The organism is Streptomyces sp. NBC_00258, assembly GCF_036182465.1.
In the GTDB taxonomy this organism is placed as follows: Bacteria; Actinomycetota; Actinomycetes; order Streptomycetales; family Streptomycetaceae; genus Streptomyces.
The window spans coordinates 1220471-1241383 of the sequence record NZ_CP108081.1; the positions used below are offsets into that span (position 1 = coordinate 1220471).

Consider the following 20913-nt stretch of genomic DNA (forward strand, 5'->3'; position numbering starts at 1 on the left):
GAAGGGTGCACCATGCCGCGACCGCCGCTCCGCCGTGCCACCGTGACCGCCGTCTGCGCGGGCCTGCTCTGGACCGCCGTTCCCGCGCACGCCGGGACCACTCATCCCGCACGGCCCCACCCCGTCTCGTACTCCCGGTGGGCCGACCGCGCTACAGACGCCTACGACGCCCTGCAGACCCACCTGTACGAAGGCTCGGACCAGCACGGTCTGTATCTGGAGCACACGCCGCGGCAGGCGGCCGACCCGGCTCACTCCTACCTCTGGCCGTTCCGCGAGGCCGCCGCGGCGGCCGTCGACATGCAGGAACTCCCGCGCACCGGGCGGGACTTCCGCCCCGACGCGGCGGAGCGTTTCGACACGGTCGAGCTGTACCACGCCTCCGGCGACCGGCCGGGCTACCAGTCGTACCTGCCTGCCCCACTGGGTTCGGGCGGCGACGTGTACTACGACGACAACGCCGTGGTCGCCCTCAGCCAGCTCGACCAGTACGAGGCCACCGGCGACAGGAGACTCCTGGCACGGGCCGAGAACGTCGTGCCCGTCGTCACCCGTGCCTGGGACGGCGACAGCACGAAGCCCTGCCCGGGCGGTATGGACTGGGTCGACTCCCCCAACAACAACATCCGGGCCACCAACGTCACCGCCCTCTCGGCACAGCTCGCCGCCCGCCTCTACGAGCACACCCGCAAACCCGCCTATCGCGAGAAGGCCGAACAGTGGTACGGCTGGGTGTACTCGTGCATGCGCAAGGCTCCGGGACTGTACGTGAACGACCGCGGCGACGACGGCAGCACCAATGAGACCCTGTGGACGTACAACTCAGGCGCCATGATCGGCACAGCCACCGCCCTCTACCGCGGAACCGGCCGTGCCGACTATCTGGCCAAAGCCGTTGCTGACGCCGACGCCTCGCTGGCGTACTGGGCTCAGGGCACCCGCCTGCACGACCAGCCGGCCATCTTCAACGCCTTCTACTTCAAGGACCTGCTCGACCTGGACGCCGTCCGCCCCAACTCCGCATACCGGCGGGCCATGAGCGGGTACGCGAACAGCACGTACGAGACCAACCGGGACGCCGCCACCGGGCTGTTCCGCTTCCAGCCGTCGAACGGCGGCGACTACGACCCGCAGGCACCGGCCGCGACCCTCAACCAGTCGGCCATGGTGCAGATCTTCGCCACCCTGGCCCACGGCATCCGGCGCGACCTCCACGACGGGCCGAAGTAGGGCCACCGCTCACACCGTGACAAGCCGTCCGGGCCACCACCACCCACCCCGACTCGAAGGACGATCACGCACCATGTCCAAGCAACCGCTGACCCGGCCGTCCTGGTGGGACTCCGACATCGCACGCGGCATCCTGCGCGACCGCATGGTCACCACCACCGTCGGCATGGGTGACCTGCAAGTGCACCTGTCAGGTGAACCCCTGCTGCGTCACGACGGCTCCGGCGGACTGCTCCAGTCCATCCGGCTGCGGCTGCAGCGCAACGGCGTGGCTGCCGAAACCGAGGCACCGCACATCACGAGGGTCCGGGTCACCACCGGTGGCGGCACACCCGTCCGCAGCGAAATCCTGTCCGGCCCCGGGACGGACACCCGCGTCCTGGTGCCGGAGGTGAGCGCGCCCATACCCCTGCGGATCGAACTCCCCGACCTGCAAGAAGGCACCTGGCTCGACTTCGAGGCCCGCCCGCAGCGCCACTGGACGCTGCACCTGGTGCAGCACTCCCACCTGGACATCGGCTACACCGACCCCCAGGGGCAGGTCATGGCCGAGTCCCGCGCCTACCTCGACTCGCTGCTGGAACTGTGCCGGGACACCGACGACTGGCCGGAACCCGCCCGGTTCCGCTGGGCCGTCGAAGGGTTCCACTCCTTCCAGAACTGGCAGGCCAACCGGCCGGCACGCCAGGTGGCGAACTTCCTCGACCGGGTGCGCGAGGGACGCGTCGAGCTCACAGCGATGCCGTTCAACCTCCACACGGAGACGTGCTCCACGGACGAACTGCACGAACTGATCCGCCCGGTCACGGAGTTGCGTGACCGCCACGGCATCGACATCACCACGGCCATGCAGACCGACGTGCCCGGCCAGGTGGTCGGCCTGCCCGACGTCCTGGCGGACAACGGCATCCGCTACCTGTCCGTGGCGCACAACTGGGCCGGGCGCGCCGTCCCGCACCTCGTCGGTGGGGAACACCTGCCACGGCTGTTCCGCTGGCAGGCACCCAGCGGGAACAACGTCCTGGTGTGGCGTACGGACACACCGCACGGCCTGGCATACATGGAGGGCTCGATCCTCGGTTTTGACGAGTCCTACGACCAGATCGACGACCTGCTGCCCGCCTACCTGGCCGCACTGGCCAAGTTCCCCTATCCGCACGAGGGGCGCGGGATTCCCGGCTTCCCCATCCTCGACCACGCCGCCACCGCCGACCCCTACCCGTGGGACGTCCTGCACCTGCGCGTGCTAGGCAAGTTCGCGGACAACGGCCCGCCGCGCCGGATCATCGCCGACACGGTGCGCCGCTGGAACGAGCAGTGGGCCTACCCGCAGCTGCGCTCCTCCCGCAACCAGGACTTCTTCGAGGATGCCGAGCAGCGCGTCGGGGACCGCCTGGAGACCTACCGTGGCGACTGGAGCGACTGGTGGGTCGACGGGGTCGGCGCCGGCGCCGTCCCGCTCGCTGCCACGCGCCGCGGCCAGGCGGCCCTCGCCGAAGCGCAGACCGTGGCCGGGTACGCCCACCTGATGGGCGTACCCGGCAGCACGGCGGTCACAGCGATCGCACCCGCCGTCTACCAAGCGGCTTCGCTGTTCAACGAACACACCTGGGGTGCCGGCGACCCCTGGACCCATGGCGATCACGGCCACGGATCCGGCGAGAAGCAGTGGCACTGGAAGTACTCCCAGGCCATGCGCGCTCACGACGACGCCGAGACGCTCCTGGACGCCGCCTCCGCGCTGCTCGGGGAAGCGTTCGCCGCAGCCGCCGACGCAGTGGCATCCTTCCACATCGTCAACACCTGCAACTGGCCGCGCACGGAGACGGCACGACTGTTCCTGCCGGAAAGCACGGTCGCGCTGGGCGACGCCGTGCAGGTCCTGGATGCTCGCACCGGCACGCCCCTGCCCTTCACGGAGAAGGCTCAGAGCAACGACCGCCACCGTGCGGCCGGCCGGTTCCTGCACGTGCCCGTCACGGACGTACCGGCCTGCGGCTCGCTGCGCCTGGACATCGTCCCCGGCACCACCCCTCCCCCGCAGGACAGCGACCGGGTGATCACGTCCACGGACCCGACCGTCCTGGAGAACGACCACCTGCGGGTCACCGTCGACCTGCGCAAAGCGTGCATCGGTTCCGTCGTCGACAAGCGCACCGGACGCGAACTGGTCCGGCAGGATGCCGTCATCGGCTTCAACGGCTACGTGTACGACGAGTACGCCACCGCCGGCGCGTTCAACCACCAGTCCAGCAAGACCGTCGCCGACGACTCGATGCACCTGCTCGCCTCGCGCCGCACCGCACCACCGGCGGCCCTCGTCGACCGCACCACGGACGCCACCGGCCACACCCTCGTCTACGAGTGCGCCCCGGCCGGAACCCGCCGGCTCCGGGTCAAGGTGCACCTCCCGCACGACGCGGCCCGCGTCGACGTGGAGAACCGCATCGACAAAACCGCGACGCTCACCAAGGAGAGTGCCTTCTTCGCCTTCCCGTTCGCCCTGGACAACCCCGTGGTGCACACGGAGGCCACAGGCGGCGTCCTCGGCACCGACCGGGAGACCGTGCCGGGATCTGCCACCCACATGCGGGCGATCCGGCGCTGGATCAGCCTGAGTGACGACACCCATCACGCCGCGCTGGCGACGGCCGACGCTCCTCTCGTCCAGCTCGGCGGAATCGTGATTCCCTACGCGCCCTACCCGCAGTCGCTTCCGCAGGAGGAGCCGGGCACCGTGTTCTCCTGGGTGCACAACAACATCTGGGACACGAACTTCCCCGCCCAGCAGGCGTTCCACCACACGTTCCGCTACAGCATCGCCGTCACGGAGGCCGACGAGAACGCCGCAGGGCTCGGCGATCAGCTGGCGGCGCGCACCGCCGCCGTCACCAGCCATCCGCTGGTGCCAGTCCGCGCCCGCGCCGAAACCCGGGCCGAACTACCGGCACAGACACGGTTCCTGACCGTGGACCACCCCCAGGTACGGCTCGTGGGCCTGACCGTCCCGAGCGAGGGACAGCTCATGATCCGCCTGCAGTCCCTGGCGGACGTCCCGGTCACCTGCCGCATCAGCACTCCGCTCGTCGTCGGCACGGCGTTCCGTACCAACTACCTCGGTCTGACACCGCATGAAATCGGTTTGGAACCGGAGGGCACCGTCCCGGTCACCGTGCCGGCACTGGGCACGGTGGCGGTCGTCCTCCACCTGGACTCGTCCGAGGGATGACTCGGTAGGAGTGGCGACCATGGAGGGTTCGGTGTCGTGGCATTGGCCCTCGAAGGATCCGGCGGCAGGCTCGGAGCGCTGCGTCGGCGGGCCGCGGAGCGCTCCGAGCGGGATGGTCAGAACGAGCAGGTGTCCATCCAGCGCGTGACCAGGGATGGATTGTTCTTGTCCGGGTCACGTACGGGACCGCACAGGAACGGGCTGAAGCGGGTGTCGGCACGCAGCCAGAGACTGAGGAACGACACAATCCACTTGCCCTGCTTGGCCTTGTTGCCGGAGCCCGTCATCGGGCACAGGTGGTCGCCCGGAACCTCGACGTAGAGCTTCTCTGCCTGGGACATGGAGTTGTACCAGGGCACCGCATAGGTGTTGCCGTGGGCGACGGAGTCGCTTTGACAGGTCAGGAAGAACGTGGGCTCGGTGACCCCGGAGAAGTTCGCGTTCGGGTGGTACGGGGCCGTGGGCACGCCAGCCCGGAAGCGCGCGTCGTCCCGGAGAGCCGCCATGACACCACCGCCGCCCATCGAGTGACCGACCGCGCCGAGCGTACCGTTGACCTTCCCGGACAGCGGGTTGCCAGCTGTGTTGCCGAGCGCGATCAGCTGGGTGCCTGCCGCGGTGATCTGCCGGCCGCGTGATTCGGGATCGTCGGTGAGCGTGTTGGTTCCGACGTTGACGACGACGAAGCCCCAGGAGGCGAGGCGGGGTGCGAGCCACTGCAGGTTCTGCTGTGTGCCCTGATAGCCGGGCATCAGTACGACACCCGGGTACGAGCCGCTGTTGGTGGGATACGTGACCGTGCCTGAGCCGTATCCGCTCGGGCCGGGAACGGTGTAAGTGGCGGTGGTCAGCGGCCCGTTGGCGGCCTCCAGGGAAGTGGCCGTCGGGTCCGGGACGCCGTTGCCCGGAGGAGTGCCGCCCCCTGAGCCGTACACCTGGAACTCCCACAGCGAGTAGCCGTAGGCGGTGCCGCGCTGCGTGCCCAGCAGGCGGACGTACCGGCCGTTGCCGTTCACGTCGAGGGTCTGCACGCCGCCGGCGCCGGTCGTGGTCGAGTAGATGGTGGTCCAGGCGGTGCCGTTGGTGGAGGTCTGGATCTGGAACGTTCGGGCGTACGCGGCCTCCCAGCGCAGCACGACCTGGCTGATGGTGGCAGCGGCGCCCAGATCGACGCTCAGCCACTGCGGGTCACTGAACGCGCTCCCCCAGCGCGTCCCGGTGTTGCCGTCGACGGCCGCCGAGGCGGGAGTGGACGTGTTCTCGGTGGACGAGGAGGTCGCGGGTTTGCCCTGGGACAGCAGGTCTGCGGCGGCCGCCGGCGGGGCGGCGGCCGTCAGCAGAGTCAGCGTCAGGCCGATGGTGGTTGCCAGGGAGATCAATGCCGTCATGGCACGGGGCCGGGTCCGTAACGGCGGGGCCGTGTGAGTGGAGCGACGGGATGGACGCATTGCTTTACCTCCGGATTGTGGTGAGAGCGCGGTTACCGGACAGCGGGGTGCGCCGGTGCTGTGAGAGCTGGCGATTGGCCGGTGGCTGATCTCTCCCCGTGCGGAAGAAGGAGAAAGGGGAGCTGCGTGCGGCGGCTACCGGGACTGTTCGAAGAGCCAGTCGATGACCACGTCGTTCTCATAGGTCTGGGCCCATGCGAGGTGTGGGTTCACCGGTGTCGTGCCGGACGTGTAGCTGGTGAACAGGACGTGGCTGCGCGTGGCCTTGGCTTGCCGTAGGAGCTCCCGGGACCTGGCCTCGAACTGCGCCTTCGGCAGGTCGTTCGCCCACTCCCCCCGGCTGACCCGGGCACCGGCGGTCTCCAGCGCGTTCATCAGTGTCCAGGTGCCGGGCTTGCCGAACCGGCCCTCCCGGTAGGGGACGACCGGGTCGTCGACGGAGTGGTCGGCCCAGATCGGGATGTGCGTGATCCTGTCCATGGTGGCCGAGTCGCCCCAGCCGGCCGTGGGCAGGGCGGCCGCGAACACGTCGGGTCGCTTCGCCAGCAGGCTGTAGATACCGCGCCCGCCCGAGGACAGGCCGACGAGATAGAGCCGGGCCGTGTCCACGTTACGGGCGTTCTCGCTCACAAAGGTGTCGATGAGTTCGATCAGAGCGGCCTGGACCTTGGCATCGGTCCAGTCCGTGCCGTCGGGTCCGTCCATGGGACGGGGCAGGGGAATCTGGGGAGAGAGGACGAACGCGGGGTCGCGGCGCTGTCGTTCCGGTTTGGCGAAGGCGACCGCGACCCGGTTGGAGGTGAGCTGGGTCATGTTGTTGTCCGCGACTTCACCACCGCCGTGCAGGGTGACGACGAGCGGGTACCGCGTGCGGGTCCGCGGGTTCCGTACGAATCCCTCGGGCCTGTACAGCCGGAAGTCCAGTTCGAAGCCGGTGGAGTCGGTGAAGGAACCCGCGGCGAAGTCGTCGACCACGGGAGTGGTGACGTTGTCGTTCCGGACCGCGAACGGACCAGCCCTGAGCACTGGTTCGCCTTCCGGGGTGTGCACGTCCGCCATCTGTCTGACGGAGTACGCACGGTCCAGCGGAAGGGGGTCGATGCCCGCGGCCCGCGCGTTGGAGTCGTTCGGGTCGAGCTCGATGATCAGTCGGTCCCCCGGCCGTCCTGGGCGGGACCGGTCGTCCACTTCGGCGGTGGTGCTGGAGTAGACCCGGGTCACCGTACGAGCCGCTGTCTGCCCGCCCACGGTGGCCTTCACCTGGAAGGCCGAGGGCGGTATCTCCCCGCCACGTAGGTCGATGCGGTGCGAGTACTGGAGGGCGACGGCTGTCACCAGCCAGTTGTTCCTCGGCGTCACCCGCGTGACGAGGTCCGTTCGCAGGACCGGATTACGCCCCCCGGCCGCCTGTTGTCCCTCGGATGTGCCTGTGCCGGCGGCCGCGGCGGTTGCCGTAGTCACGGCCGGCGCCGCTGCCGCGCCTGCGGTGACTGCGAGCGCCCTACGTCTGGTGATCCGTCTCATGTGCGTCCTCGTCTCGGTCCTGTGGGGAACTGGGTCGCGCGGATCTGGTGCCTGTTGTGAGTGGAGGCGGTCGCCCTGCTCCGGACTCCCGGGAACGGGCGGCGCGTTGGAGGTCTCAGCGGCACGTGCGGTGGCTGCCGGGAGTCCACGAACGGCGGGGGAAATGCGCTGGGACCCGGGTCGCCGGTCACAGGGAGAACGCGCCGGTCAGCAGGGCGCCGACGGTCATGACCAGGGTGGTGGCGAAGGCCCAGCGGAAGATGAAGCGCTGGTGTTCGCCCAGCGACACGCCGCTCATGCCGACCAGGATGAACGTGGAGGCGGTGAGCGGACTGAGCGGGAACCCCGTGGTCATCTGGCCGAGAATGGCGGCCCGGGCGACCTCGGCCGGGTCCGTGCCGAAGCCGTGCGCGGTCTCGGCGAGTACGGGCAGGACGCCGAAGTAGTAGGCGTCCGGGGTGAAGACCAGGCTCAGCGGCATGGCAGTGACGGCCACCGCGACGGGCAGGTGGGATCCGAAGGAGTCGGGGACGACGGAGACGAGCGCCTCGGCCATCTCGTCGATCATCTTGGTGCCGGTGAGGATTCCCGTGAGGACGCCGGCCGCGAAGATCATCGTGGTGACCAGGACCACGCTCTTGGCGTGCTTGTCGAGCAGCGCCTGTTGCTGTTCCCATGTGGGGTGGTTGACCAGCACCGCGATCGCGAACCCGAGGACGAACAGCACCGGAAGGGGCATCACTTCCTGGATCAGGCAGACCAGGAGGGTGACGGTGAGCAGGAGGTTGAAGACGTTCAGCCAGGTCCGTGGCAACGGCGGGACCCGGACGGTGCCAGGCCCGTCCCCGGGAGCCCGGAGGGCCTGGCTCTCCCCGTCGGCCGTCGCGGGGGTGGCGTGCCGGCTCGGCTCAGGTTCGGTGGTCGCCGTGACCGTCGCAGCGGCGGCGGGTTCACGGTCGTCCCGCTCGTCCTTGCCCGCGTTCGGAGCCGGACCCTGCGGGGACAGCGCGGCGAGACGGTTGCGTTCCCGGCGGCCGAGCAGGTACGAGGCCACCAGCACCCAGACGACACCGAAGCCCATCGTGGGCAGCACGGGGTTGAAGACCTCGGAACTGTCCAGCTTCAGCGCCGCCATGGCACGTACGGTCGGACCACCCCAGGGAACCATGTTCATCACGCCCGCGCCCAGGCAGACCACTCCGGACAACACCAGGGGGTTCATGCCGAGCCTCTTGTAGACCGGCAGCAGTGCGGAGACGGTGATGAGGAAGGTGGAGGCGCCGTCGCCGTCCAGGGACACGCACAGGGTGAGGACCGCCGTGGCGACGGTGATCCGCAACGGGTCGCCACGTGCCACGCGCAACAAGCCGCGGATCAGAGGGTCGAAGAGCCCGGCGTCCACCATCAGGCTGAAGTACAGGACCGCGAAGGCGATCATGATGCCGGTGGGGGCCACTTTGGACAGCCCACCGAGAATGAACTCGCCCAGATCGCCCGCGAAACCGCCGATGAGCGCGGCCAGCACCGGAAGCAGGATCAGAGCGACCAGTACCGAGGCGCGTTTGGTCATGGTGAGCAGCAGGAGGACGGCGATCGTGGCGAAGCCCAGGGCTGCCAGCATGGCGGCGCTCGCTTTCTCGAGGACGGCCCTCGGCGGCGGTGGGCGGGACTGATTGAGGGAGGCAGGCCGAGGTGTTACGCGAGAGTTTCGAAGCACCGGCGGATCGGTGTCCAGCATCAAACCGAGATCTGTTCATGCGTTAAGCGCATCAATTCCAGCGGGGCGCCCTATGCTCGTCGCCCATGGAGGCCACCACCCTGCGTCAGCTGTCGGCATACGCGGCCGTCGCCCGGGCCGCGAGCTTCACCGCGGCCGCCGCGGAGATGCATGTGTCCCAGTCTTCACTCAGCCGCGCGGTCGCGGATCTGGAGCGACACCTGGGCGTCCAGCTCCTGGAACGGGACACCCGCAACGTGCAGTTGACCGCGGCGGGCCTTGAGGCCCTGCGTGTCGCCGAGCAGATCGTCACCGCTCACCAAGCCGGCATGAAGGAGCTCAGGCGATACCTGCTCGGCGAGTCGGGAACGGTCGCCGTGGCCACCCTTCCCTCCGTCGCCGCGGTACTCCTGCCGCAGGTCATCTCCGACTTCCGCGAGCGGCGCCCACAGGTGGCGGTACGACTCCTCGACGGCCTGGAGCGGTCGGTACTGGACCGGGTCCTGTCCGGCGACGCCGACTTCGCGATCACCACCGTCGGCAACCCGCCGGAGCAGTTGGAGCACCGCCCTCTGGTCAGGGACCGCTTCGTCGCGGTGCTGCCGGTGGGCCACCCGCTCGCCGACCACCACGAGATCACCTGGGACGACCTGGCTCGTCAGCCGTTCCTGGCCGTCGGGCGCGACTCGAGCGTGCGTCGGCTCACCGACGCGGCGTTCGCCCAGATCGACGCGCACGCGCTACCGGCGGCCGAGGCGGGCAGTATCGCGACCGTGGGCGGACTGGTAACCGCCGGCCTCGGGGTGTCGGCGATGCCCGCCCTGGTGCTCCCGCTGATGGGTGCCGGACCCGTCGTCTGCCGTCCTCTGGTGGACCCCGTGGTGGACCGGCGCCTGGACATCGCGCTGCGCGCCCGACGAACGCTCCCGACCGTGACGGAACGGTTCCTGGAGACGCTCGAGGAGTTCCGCCTCCAGGAGCGTCCGCTTCCTCCCGGGGTTTCGTGGGCTTGAGGCCGCGCACCACCCCTCCCCCACTCATGCGTTTTTCGCATTGATTGATGGTCGTCTGTTGCTCGACAGGCATTTCTCCGCTCCGGCAGTCTGAACACAACGGCGACGGCCGCACCGCACCCACGCGGACGACGCTGTCGGAGACCCACGCGGAACGGCAGGGCAAGGGAGCTCAGCAGTGTCGGACAACGAGCGGAACACCACCGGAAGCGGGCAGTTGCGCGGGCTGAAAGTGGTCGAGTTCGCCCATGTGGTGGCCGGTCCGCTGGCGGGCTCGATGCTCGCCGACCAAGGGGCCGACGTCGTACACGTGGAACCCCCCGGCGCCGGAGACGCGGCCCGCGCCATGGGGCCCCAACGTGACGGTGTTCCCCTGTGGTTCAAGGTCGCCGGCCGCAACAAACGATCGGTCACCCTCGATCTGCACCACGAGACCGGCCGGCTCGTCGCCCACCGGCTCGTCGCCTGGGCGGACGTCGTCATCGTCACCCTGCGCGCAGGACGCCTGCGCAGCTGGGGACTCGACTGGGACTCCGTGCACCGGATCAACCCCCGGGCCGTGCTGCTGCAGATCTCCGGCTTCGGCGCCACCTCGTCACAGGCGGACGCCCCCGGCTTCGGGAAGGTGGGTGAGGCGCGCAGCGGAGTGGTCCACCTGACCGGCTTTCCCGACGGCCCACCCGTGCACACCGGTTTCTCGCACGGCGACGCCGTGACCGGCCTGATGGGCGCCTACGCCGTCCTCGCCGCCCTCCACCGCCGCGACCACGACCCCAGGTTCGACGGCGAGTGGATCGACCTCGCTCTCTTCGAGTCCCTGTTCCGTCTGGTCGAGTGGCAGGTCATCGTCCACGACCAGTTGGGACGAGTACCCGAACGCTCCGGCAACCAGTTGGCGGTCGCCCCAGGGGCCGTGATCAACACCTACCGCTCCCGCGACGGCGAGTGGATCACGGTGACCTCCGCGACGTTGCGCTCGGTCCGCAACATCGCCCGCCTGCTGGGACTCCCCGAGGAGGAGTTCAGCACCGCTCAGCAACAGTACGACCGACGCGAGCAGTTGGACGAGAACCTGCGGAACTGGGTGGCGGAGCGCGTCACCGGCGAGTGCCTGGAGGAGTTCGCCCGTGCCGAAGTCGTGGCCTCACGGGTGTTCGACGCCGCGGACATCGCAGCCGACCCCGTGTACGCCGAACGCGAAGACATCGTCACCGTCGACGACCCCGATCTCGGCCCGGTACGTATGCAGGCGGTGATCCCGCATTTCCGGCAGCGCCCCGGGCGGGTCTGGCGGACGGGGCCCTCCCTCGGGCAGGACAACCACCTGGTCTACGGGCAGTGGCTCGGCCTCAGCGCGGACGAGCTGGCCGATCTGGAGAAGAGCGATGTCATCTGAGGAGTCTTCGAAGAGCCCTGCGGAGGCAGACACGGGAGTGGTCGACCGGCCCTCGCTGCGCTCTCTGCTCTTCGTCCCCGGCACCAGAACCGACTGGCTGCCCAAGGCCCGGGCGGCGGGCGCCGACGCGGCCATCCTCGACCTGGAGGACGCGGTGCCCGCCGTGGACAAGCTCGCCGCCCGCGCGCAGGTGGCCGACGCCCTCGCACGGGCCGCCGCCACGTCGGCCGAGCAGGCGGGACGGATGGCGCTGTTCGTCCGTGTCAACCCACTGGGCGACTGGGCCGGGGCTGAGGAGCTGCGGGCGGTCGTACGGCCCGGACTCGCCGGGATCGTCCTTCCCAAAGTCCGCTCCGTCCAGGACGTGAAGCTCGCCGACCGGCTGCTGGGCTGGTGCGAACAGGAACAGGGCCTGCCGCCTGGACGGGTCGCGCTGGTGCCCCTGCTGGAGACGGCTCGTGGCCTGCGCGAGGCCTACGACATCGCCCGGGCCGCCGCACGCATCGCCTACATGGGCGCTCTCAGCGCCCCCGGCGGCGACGTGGAACGCGCCGTCGGCTACCGCTGGAGCCCAGAAGGAACCGAAACGGTCGCGCTGCGCTCCCGCGTACTCCTGGACGCAAGGGCAGCCGGAGCGCCATGCCCGGTCAGCGGACTGTGGACGCGGGTCGGCGACCTGCCAGGGCTTCGCGCCTTCGCCGAACAGAACCGCTCCCTCGGCTACGAGGGCATGATGGCGATCCATCCCTCCCATGTCCCCGTGATCAACGAGGTGTTCTCTCCCAGCTCCGCCGAACTCGCCCGCTGCGCGGAGCTGATCGCGGCGGTCGAGTCGGCGCAGAGAGAAGGGACTGGCGCCGTGACCTTCCAAGGCGAGATGGTCGACGAGGCGATGGCACGCACGGCCCGCCTTGTCCTTGAACGACACGGGGCGTGAGCCGGGGGACGGGCCAAGAGCGGCCCGCCCTCGGTGTTTTCAGCTCTGCTGGGAGCCGCCGTTGGCGGACCACCATCGCGACAGCCGAGAGGACTCATCATTGCCCCCTTTCTTAAGAGGTGGGTTCAGGCGTCGACGACGGGAGTGGCCACCGGCGTGGCTTTGTTGAAGCGGGGCAGGGCGGCGGCGCCGAGCGCGAGGAGGGCGACGATGGCCATCTGTACGTACTCGACTCCGGCGAAGGCCTGGGCGACGTTGTGCGGGGCCCGGGCCAGATAGAGGGTGCCGAGGGTGGCCACGCCAAGCGCCAGTCCGCTCTGCTGCAGGGTGATCAGCACGCCGCTGCCGATACCGGCCAGGTGCGTCGGGACGTCGGCGAGTACGCTGCGGAACAGGCCGGCGAACAGCATCGACTGTCCGGCACCGACCAGGGCCAGCGGCACGGCCATCGCCCACAGGCTGACGTGCGGCCAGTTCGCGAGCAGGACCGCTACCAGCCAGACCAGCCCGGCGAGTTGGACGACGGCACCGGCAGACAGCGCCGCCCGGCCGAACCGGGTGATCAGGCGGGGCGCGACCAGTGAACCGGCGAAGAAGAGCAGGGCCATCGGCAGGATCGCCAGCCCGCTGTGCAGGGCGTCGGCGTGCAGGCCGTTCTGGACGGTGAGGGCGAAGACGAACATGAACGCGCCGAAGCCGATGCTGAAGGCGAACACCATGGCCAGCCCACGGGACATCGACGGCAGGCGCAACAGGGACGGCGGCAGCAGTGGGACCTCGCCGCGCCGCTCGGTGCGCTTCTCCACGACATAGGTGACGGCGCCGAGGACGACCGCGACGGCGAGCATCAGCCAGGTCCACCAGGGCCAGCCCAGTGAGTGCCCCTCGGTCAGCGGCACCAGTAGGGCGGTCAGGGTGGCAGCGAACAGCACGGTGCCGGGCAGGTCGATACCGACGGGGTGGTGCGAGTGCGTGCTGGGCACGATCCGGGCCGCCACCAGCAGCACGACCACGCCGATGGGCACATTGACCAGGAAGATCGGCCGCCAGGAGGTACCGGCGATATCCGCGCTGACCAGCAGGCCGCCGACCAGTTGTCCGACCACGGCGGCGATGCCGGAGGTGGCCCCGTACAGGGCCACGGCACGGGCCTTGCGCTCTCCATCGAGGACGTGATGGAACGTCGCCAGCACCTGCGGAATGAGCAGGGCCGCGGTGGCGCCCTGGACGATGCGGGCGGCGATCAGCGCACCCACGCCGGGGGCGACACCGCAGGCCAAGGAGGCCAGCACGAAGCCCACGAGCGCGCCTAGGAAGATACGCCGACGGCCGTAGCGGTCGCCGAGCCGCCCGCCGAGAACCAGCAGGGTCGCGTACGCGACTCCGTACCCGGCGATCACCAGTTCCAGCGACGAAGCCGACGCGTGCAGAGAGGCGTCGATGCTGGGCAGGGCCACGTTGGTGATGAAGAAGTCCATGATCGGCAGGAAAGCGCCGGCGAGCAGGATGAACACCCCGACCGGGTGCAGGCCCCCGGCGCGGGCCGTGGCATGGGGCGAGAGCGTCGTCGCCGCTGCATGCCGGGAGGAAGTGGTTGTCGTCATGACAGCTCCCAGAGAGCAGTGATTATGAACTCATAACTATGAGCGCATAAAGAGTATGCCCCCATAACTACCTGACAGCAAACACGTATCGTGGAGCCGTGATGGAGGACCAAGCGCACCAGACGGGCCCGACCGCAGGACCGGACCACGAGCAGCGGTGGGCCGAGCTGGCCGACCTCGTGCTGATCATCAGCCGCGAGATCCAGTTCCGCGGCTACACCGACGAGCAGGCCGTCCCGCTCTCCCCGTCCGAGGGCATGGTGATGCGTTACCTGCAGCACGAGCCCGCCGCCCCACCCAGCCGCATCGCCGCCGCGACCGGGCTACAGCGCACCAACCTCTCCACCGTCCTGGGCGGACTGGAACGCAAGGGCCTCGTCGAGCGACGCACCAACCCGGGCGACGGCCGGGGCATCACCGTCCACACCACCGAACACGGACGCGCCAACTACGCTCTCGTCCGCCAGGAATGGGCCGCGGCCGTCTCCGCGGCCGCCGGCCACGACGCCACACACCTCGACGCCGCCCTCACTCTGCTCACCGCGGTGGAGGCCGGCCTGACCAGCCTCCGGCCCGGGACCCGCGCCGAAGGCCCGGCAACAGAGGCCTGACCAGCCGGTGCGACCTGCGCCCGCGGCCCGAATGCTGCGCAACAGCAATCGCTGATCGCCACTCCTGCAACCCAGTCGGTCGGGCCCGGGCGCATCACGTCACACACGCCCTGACCACCAACCCCTCCCGGGGAGGATCCAGGGAGCGTGGACGACTCCGGGGAGCGCGTGGGGAGAGTGGACCGCGCAAGCCGACACGCCCCCAAAAGACCCTCAAAGAGATGCCCACTCAGGCCGGAGCCGGCTGCGGGTCGCATGCCACGGGTTCATGACCATGGACGTCGAGTGACTACGAGCGCCGGATCGCCGGGAGTTGGATGAACTCCTCAGTCGCGTCAAGCCCTTCGGCCGAGATGCCGAACAAGAAGGCCTACTGCCGACGGTGAGCACTGGCAAGTCGGTGCGCGCATCCCGGCATTCACTCCCAGATGTGAACGCCTCGAACTGCGGACGCCGTCAGAACTCTTGATGTGGGCGGGGTCCCTTGCTTCTCTACTAATAGGAAAGTTTCCTATCGGACAGCTATGTGATCGGAGTTCACATGACGGCTCCCCCACGGTCGTTGCGCCCCGCTGCGCTGGCAGCCCTGCTCAGCAGCGTCCTGCTCCTGTTCGTGAGCGTCCTCCCCACCGCTTCCGCCTCCGCGACCACCGACCTCAAAGCCGCGACACCCGCGGCGACCACACCGGTCGGCATCAACGGCCAGCTCAAGGTCTGTGGCACCAAGCTGTGCAACAGCCGCGGAACCCCCATCCAGCTGCGCGGCATGAGCACACACGGCACCCAGTGGTACCCGCACTGCCTGACCAACGGTTCGCTCAACGCCCTGGCGCAGGACTGGAAGGCCGACGTCCTGCGTGTCTCGACCTATGTGCAGGAGGGCGGGTACGAGACGAACCCGCAGCACTTCACCAACCTCGCCCACTCCCTCATCCAGCAGGCGACGGACCGCGGCATGTACGTGATCGTCGACTGGCACATGCTCACCCCCGGTGACCCGAACACCAACCTGAGCAAGGCGCGGCAGTTCTTCACCGACATCGCCAACCGCAACAAGGGCAAGAACAACGTTCTATACGAGATCGCCAACGAACCCAGCGGGGTCAGCTGGTCGCGGATCAAGAGCTACGCGGAGCAGATCATCCCGACCATCCGCGCCATCGACTCCGACGCCCCCGTACTGGTCGGAACCCGCGCATGGTCCTCGTTCGGCGTCTCCGAGGGCGCCAACGAGTCCGAAGTGGTGAACAACCCGGTCCGGGCGACCAACATCATGTACACCTTCCACTTCTACGCGTACTCGCACCGCGACGAGTACCTGGCGACCCTCTCGCGTGCCGCCGACCGGCTCCCGGTCTTCGTCACCGAGTTCGGCACCCAGAACTACGCCGGCGAGGGAAGCAACGACTTCGCCATGTCCCAGCGCTACCTCGACCTCATGGCGAGCAAGAAGATCAGCTGGACGAACTGGAACTTCTCCGACGACAACCGTTCCGGAGCCGTCTTCAAGACCGGAACCTGCAACAACAACGGGCCCTGGACCGGCACCTCGTCCCTGAAGCCCGCGGGCGTGTGGATCCGTGACCGCATCGCGACGCCCGACAACTTCCCGGTCGCCTGACTTCTGATCGCCGAAATCGTCCGCGACCGGGACCGACACGCGGCAGGGAACCGGCTGCGGACACCAGAAGAAGTGCACGCCCGTGCCTGACCGAACGCGGGTGTGGGGCGGCGTCATCGACGAGTCGGTCTCGTGAAGACGAGGCCGAAACACGGGCGCCGCCCCTCTCCTCACCCGCGCCCGTCAGGAACCGAACAGCTCTCAGGCAGACACTCACGCACCGGAAGGGGCCGTCCGGGCGGGCTTGGTGGGGGTGACGGTTACCCGGCACTCTTGACGAGGGAGTCGAGGGTCTCCGCGGTCATGGTGTCGGGGACGTGGACGCCAGGAGAGAGCTTGTAGGCCTGACCACGGACGGCACCGCCAGGAGACTCTGCGGTGTGGATATTGAAGTACCAGTTCTGGGCGTTGGCCCTGATGCCCTTCAGCAGGTCCTGATCATCGACGGTGACCGTTCCGTAGACGAACTTCTTGCCGTCCTCCAGCTTCTTCGTGAAGAACGGGATCTTGACATCGCCGTTGACACCCTTGACGCCCTTGTGAAGGTGACCGAGGGTCGGCGTCCCGATCCCGGTGAAGGTGAACGCGTAGGAGACCTGGTCGCCCTGGATCCGCATAAGGGCGAGCGCGTGCCCGTCCTTGTCTCCCACGGTCGGCCCGCCCTCGACCGGTACCTCGTTCGCACCGCTGAGGACCGAGGAGAAGAAGGTCGCGTCCTCCTTGTTCTTGTCCCACCGGCCGGCACCCTGCACGGTGCCGCCCCCGGCGGCGTGCTCGCTACCGGCTGACGCGTGCCCGTCGGCGGCCGGGCTACCCGCCGCCGCACCGGCCCCGGCGCCCGTCGCAGCGTCCTCACCGTTACAGGCAGCCAGCACGAGCGCACCGGCGACGGCGGATACGACGATCATCCCAAAACGCTTGCTCTTCATGGCAGTTGAGGCCTCTCAGGTGGTGCGGCCGCGGCTGCTCCGCGGTCCGTCACCCACAACACGGACAGCCCTCACGGCCCTGATCACCCGATGACACTCCTGAGACAGCCCTGAAACGACCCACGATCACTCGGAACACGATCTCGACAGAGAACCCGCACCGAGCAAGCCCGCGAGTGGCCGGCAGACGCGGTACCGGCCCCGGTTCGCGTCCGAAGCCGAGGACATACACCTGCATCGCAGGCGTGTGATTTCCCAGCCGGTCACAGACCGCGCCCACGCACGCGTACCAGAACTGACGGTCGAGGTCGTCGAGTTCTGCCGGCGACCCGGCGGCAGCCCGGTCCCGTACAGGTCCCAGAATCCGCTCGGTCCACTCCCAAGGCGGCACCTCGAGCTCCATCAACTCCGCCAGCGAAAGCCGCACTTCGGCCCCCGACCCAGCTCCTGCACACGTCAGATCACAAACGTCTGGGGAGACTCCGTCAGCGCACGGCGGGCGCTTCGCGCCACACCCCTCCAGTGGCTCGTGCGCATCGCTCTCGGCCCACCGCGGTGCCCGGCCCGCGGGGCCGTCGTTGCGGCTCGGAGCAGGTTCCAACGTCCGCGGGGCAGTCTGAACACTCCGAGGAACGACTCGGCAACATCGAGCCCACCATCCACGACCAGGTCTGCTGGCTGCCCAGTCGCCGCCCGATCGCACGGAGCAACCCGGACGATACATCCAGCCGTTGTCGTACAAGGGTCGGCTTCGTCCCATCGGTCCGCGCGTGCTGATACACAGTTGAGCAACTGCCGCGCCGTTCCTGATACGCGGATGAAACCCGCCGGCGGACCGCTGGGTTCAGGATGAAGGGCCGGACGGGGCGGCCGCCTGCTGTCCTTCCGTACAAGTCCGCCGGAATGATGACCGGGGCGGACGAAAGGGGAGTCACTCGTGCGCAACTGTGCAGGCCCAAGGGCGGCCACCGTTTTGACTGCGTGCTTCGCGGTGACCGCGACCATGACGGCTGCCCTACAGGCACAGGCAGGGTGGGTGGCACAGAGTCGACCCAGGCCTACCCGTTCATGAGCTCGTTCCAGCCGTCCTGTCCCGCGCAGCCACGCCCGGACGGACACGGCTGCGGTGTGGAAGTCCTTGCGCCGCAATGGGCTCTGACCGTCAACCACTGCTCCGGCAAGAACCCGATCGGAGCGAAGACGGGTGTCCCGCGTGGTGGGAAGGGCCGGGTAGGGCCACTGGACACCATGTCCGGAGACGAGTCTCCGAGGTCGGCCATTGCTACAGGCTGGTGACCAGTAGCGATAAGTCGAAGCTGAAGCTGTCCCGCCGGGGCTGGACCCTCCCGGTGCCGCGGACCTGTCCCCGCCACCGCGACGACCGCCCCGGTGACCAGGGTCAGGCTCAGCGGCTCCCACAGCCGCTGAACCTGACCCGGTCGACAACACCGGCAAATCCGGCCCCCGGCCCCGGTGCAGACGGAATACGGCAGCCAGAGATTCTCTGTTGCATGATGGATCTTCAACACCTACGTCCGATGGGAAGAGATGTCGGTTCCAGTGGCAGGCGGAGACGCCCTGGCGCCTGTGACGATTCTGCTCGTCGAGGACGACGAGGTGATCCGCAGGTCGGTCGCGATGGCGCTGGAGCGCTACGGCTACCGTGTCTTCTCCGCCGGTGACGGGCTGACCGGTCTCGAACTGTTCCGTGAGGGCGGGCACGACCTGCTGTTGCTGGACGTCATGCTGCCGGAGCTCGACGGCATCGGGCTCTGCCGCCGGATTCGGGAGAGCAGCACGGCCCCGATCCTGATGATGTCGGCCCGCGGGGACGCACTGGACATTGTGTCCGGCCTGGAGGCCGGCGCCGACGACTATGTCGTCAAGCCGGTCGACACCTCGGTGCTGGTGGCCCGGATCCGGTCGCTGCTGCGCCGCGCCACGTTCGCGCCGGCTGCGGCACCGGCGGGACCCGCCGCTCACCAGCCGGACCGGCCGGACCAGTACCGGCCGGACCAGTACCAGTCGGATCAGACGGCCCGCGTCGATCAGGACAACTCGCGTCGTCGGAGCGACCGGCTCGTCTTCGGGGACCTGGCCATCGACACGGCCGGCCTGGAGGTGTTCCTGGCCGGTGAGCCGGTCGCACTGGCCCCTACCGAACTTCGCCTGCTACTGGAGTTCGCCGCGCACCCCGGCATCGTCCTGGACCGGCAGACACTGCTACGCAACGTGTGGGACTACGGCTGGGACGGTGACAGCCGTGTGGTCGACCTGTGCGTGCAGCGGCTGCGAAAGAAGATCGACGCCGGGCGAATCGAGACGGTCCGTGGCTTCGGCTACAAGTTGAGGCGCTGACATGGGGATCCCAGAGCCTCGGTTCGACCCGGGAACCAGAGGGGGCCTGCTCAACTGGCGCTCGCTGCGCTGGAAGATCGCCCTGTTGGTGGCCACGGCGTGCTGCGGCATCGCGCTGACGGTCGGACTGCTGGTGCACCACAGCACGTACGAGTGGTCCATGAACGACGGCGCGGCCCGGGCATCCACCGCCCTGGACACCGCACTCTCGGCGGAGGACAGCAGCAGGACAGACGGAGTGGTGCACGCTTCCGGGGAGATGCCGGCGGACCTGGTCCGGATGGTGCGGGAACACGGGGCCGGCGCCGTGTACGACGAGATGAACGAGTACCGGCCGCGGATGTGGGCCGGCAAGCGCATGCCGGACGGGCACTTGGCGGCGATCTCGGTCGACATGACTTCCGACCAGCTCAGTCGCCGTGCCCTGGACCGGCACATGTGGAAGTACTCACTGGCCGCGCTGGCCGTCATCGTGCCCCTGTCCGCGCTCGCCGCCGAACTGCCCAACCGGCGCTTGCGGCGGGTGGCACGCACCGCACGGCGCATCGCCTCGGGCGATCTGGCCGCCAGGACCGAGGAGGGCGGCCGGACGGGCGACGAGATCACCGAAATCTCGGTCACCGTCGACTCGATGGCCGACAGTCTCCAGAACCGGTTGCGCAGCGAGCAGCGCTTCACCGCCGATGTCGCGCACGAACTTCGCACCCCGCTGATGGGCCTGGTCACCTCCGCCGAACTGCTCCCCGAGAGCGAAGCCACCGACCTCGTCAGAAACCGGGTCCAGGTGCTGCGCACCCTCGTCGAGGACCTGTTGGAGATCTCCCGCCTCGACGCCGGTGTGGAACACGCCGACCTGCGACCCGTCGCCCTCCTCGACGTGGTCCGGGACTCACTGGCCCGCACCGGCCTCGACGCACGACTCATAGTTGGCGCCGCACCCGCCGTGGTGGAGACGGACCCCCGCCGGCTCGACCGGGTACTCGCCAACCTGATCGTCAACGCCCACCGGCACGGTGCCGGGCCGATCGAGGTCACCGTCGTGGGCACGACCGTCGTCGTCCGCGACCACGGCTCCGGCTTTCCCGGCAGTCTCCTCGCCGAGGGGCCGCAACGCTTCCGCACCGGAGCAGCTGAGCGCGGCCGCGGACACGGCCTGGGACTGACAGTCGCCTCGGGCCAGGCCCGGGTCATCGGCGCGTCGCTGCTCTTCTCGAACGCCGTCGACGGTGGAGCCGTCGCCACGATCCGGCTGCCCCGGGCGGCTGACGCCACAGAACTCATACAGGACGGATGACG

14 protein-coding genes are annotated in these 20913 nt (G+C 69.0%); 9 read left to right on the forward strand and 5 right to left on the reverse strand.

From position 1 onward, the window contains the following. The first annotated feature begins 12 nt into the window (after nt 1-12). Complete coding sequence (locus tag OG718_RS05865) at nt 13-1230, forward strand: glycoside hydrolase family 76 protein (protein ID WP_328843485.1); 1218 nt, start codon at nt 13-15, stop codon at nt 1228-1230. A 73-nt stretch (nt 1231-1303) separates the two neighbouring features. Beyond that, nucleotides 1304-4459, forward strand: coding sequence for a glycoside hydrolase family 38 C-terminal domain-containing protein (locus OG718_RS05870; RefSeq protein WP_328843486.1), 3156 nt, complete (start codon nt 1304-1306; stop codon nt 4457-4459). 116 nt (nt 4460-4575) lie between these two features. On the opposite strand, the gene OG718_RS05875 is transcribed toward OG718_RS05870, so the two are convergent. From OG718_RS05875 to OG718_RS05885, 3 genes are all read right to left on the reverse strand, one after another. Beyond that, the gene (locus tag OG718_RS05875) at nt 4576-5847 is read right to left on the reverse strand and encodes a poly(ethylene terephthalate) hydrolase family protein (protein ID WP_143643852.1); all 1272 of its coding nucleotides are present in this window, start codon (nt 5845-5847) and stop codon (nt 4576-4578) included. A gap of 195 nt (nt 5848-6042) precedes the next feature. Then, the gene (locus OG718_RS05880) at nt 6043-7431 is read right to left on the reverse strand and encodes a prolyl oligopeptidase family serine peptidase (RefSeq protein WP_328843487.1); all 1389 of its coding nucleotides are present in this window, start codon (nt 7429-7431) and stop codon (nt 6043-6045) included. A 187-nt stretch (nt 7432-7618) separates the two neighbouring features. Then, complete coding sequence (locus OG718_RS05885) at nt 7619-9052, reverse strand: CitMHS family transporter (protein WP_328843488.1); 1434 nt, start codon at nt 9050-9052, stop codon at nt 7619-7621. A gap of 182 nt (nt 9053-9234) precedes the next feature. On the opposite strand from OG718_RS05885, the gene OG718_RS05890 reads away from it, so the two are divergent. The 3 genes from OG718_RS05890 (at nt 9235) to OG718_RS05900 (ending at nt 12494) form a co-directional block, all read left to right on the forward strand. Next, complete coding sequence (locus OG718_RS05890; RefSeq protein WP_143643849.1) at nt 9235-10161, forward strand: LysR family transcriptional regulator; 927 nt, start codon at nt 9235-9237, stop codon at nt 10159-10161. Between the two features lie 178 nt (nt 10162-10339). Then, a complete protein-coding gene (locus OG718_RS05895) occupies nt 10340-11557 on the forward strand; it encodes a CaiB/BaiF CoA transferase family protein (protein WP_328843489.1) in 1218 nt (405 codons plus the stop codon). Then, nucleotides 11547-12494, forward strand: a complete 948-nt coding sequence (locus OG718_RS05900; protein ID WP_328843490.1) for an HpcH/HpaI aldolase/citrate lyase family protein — start codon at nt 11547-11549, stop codon at nt 12492-12494. The genes OG718_RS05895 and OG718_RS05900 overlap by 11 nt, the downstream gene beginning before the upstream one ends. A 125-nt stretch (nt 12495-12619) precedes the next feature. Here the strand turns inward: OG718_RS05900 and OG718_RS05905 are convergent, their stop codons facing one another. Next, the gene (locus OG718_RS05905) at nt 12620-14098 is read right to left on the reverse strand and encodes an MFS transporter (protein ID WP_328843491.1); all 1479 of its coding nucleotides are present in this window, start codon (nt 14096-14098) and stop codon (nt 12620-12622) included. Between the two features lie 101 nt (nt 14099-14199). On the opposite strand from OG718_RS05905, the gene OG718_RS05910 reads away from it, so the two are divergent. Next, complete coding sequence (locus OG718_RS05910; RefSeq protein ID WP_328847693.1) at nt 14200-14709, forward strand: MarR family winged helix-turn-helix transcriptional regulator; 510 nt, start codon at nt 14200-14202, stop codon at nt 14707-14709. Nucleotides 14710-15250: 541 nt separating this feature from the next. After that, complete coding sequence (locus OG718_RS05915; RefSeq protein ID WP_328843492.1) at nt 15251-16330, forward strand: glycoside hydrolase family 5 protein; 1080 nt, start codon at nt 15251-15253, stop codon at nt 16328-16330. Nucleotides 16331-16590: 260 nt separating this feature from the next. Here the strand turns inward: OG718_RS05915 and OG718_RS05920 are convergent, their stop codons facing one another. Next, nucleotides 16591-17238 (reverse strand): CHRD domain-containing protein, encoded by a 648-nt coding sequence (locus OG718_RS05920; protein WP_328843493.1) that lies wholly within the window; start codon nt 17236-17238, stop codon nt 16591-16593. 1569 nt (nt 17239-18807) lie between these two features. Here OG718_RS05920 and OG718_RS05925 point away from each other — a divergent pair. Both OG718_RS05925 and OG718_RS05930 read left to right on the forward strand, forming a co-directional pair. Further along, the gene (locus tag OG718_RS05925) at nt 18808-19617 is read left to right on the forward strand and encodes a response regulator transcription factor (protein WP_328843494.1); all 810 of its coding nucleotides are present in this window, start codon (nt 18808-18810) and stop codon (nt 19615-19617) included. A gap of 1 nt (nt 19618) precedes the next feature. After that, nucleotides 19619-20911 (forward strand): HAMP domain-containing sensor histidine kinase, encoded by a 1293-nt coding sequence (locus tag OG718_RS05930; protein ID WP_328843495.1) that lies wholly within the window; start codon nt 19619-19621, stop codon nt 20909-20911. The last annotated feature ends 2 nt before the right edge of the window (nt 20912-20913 follow it).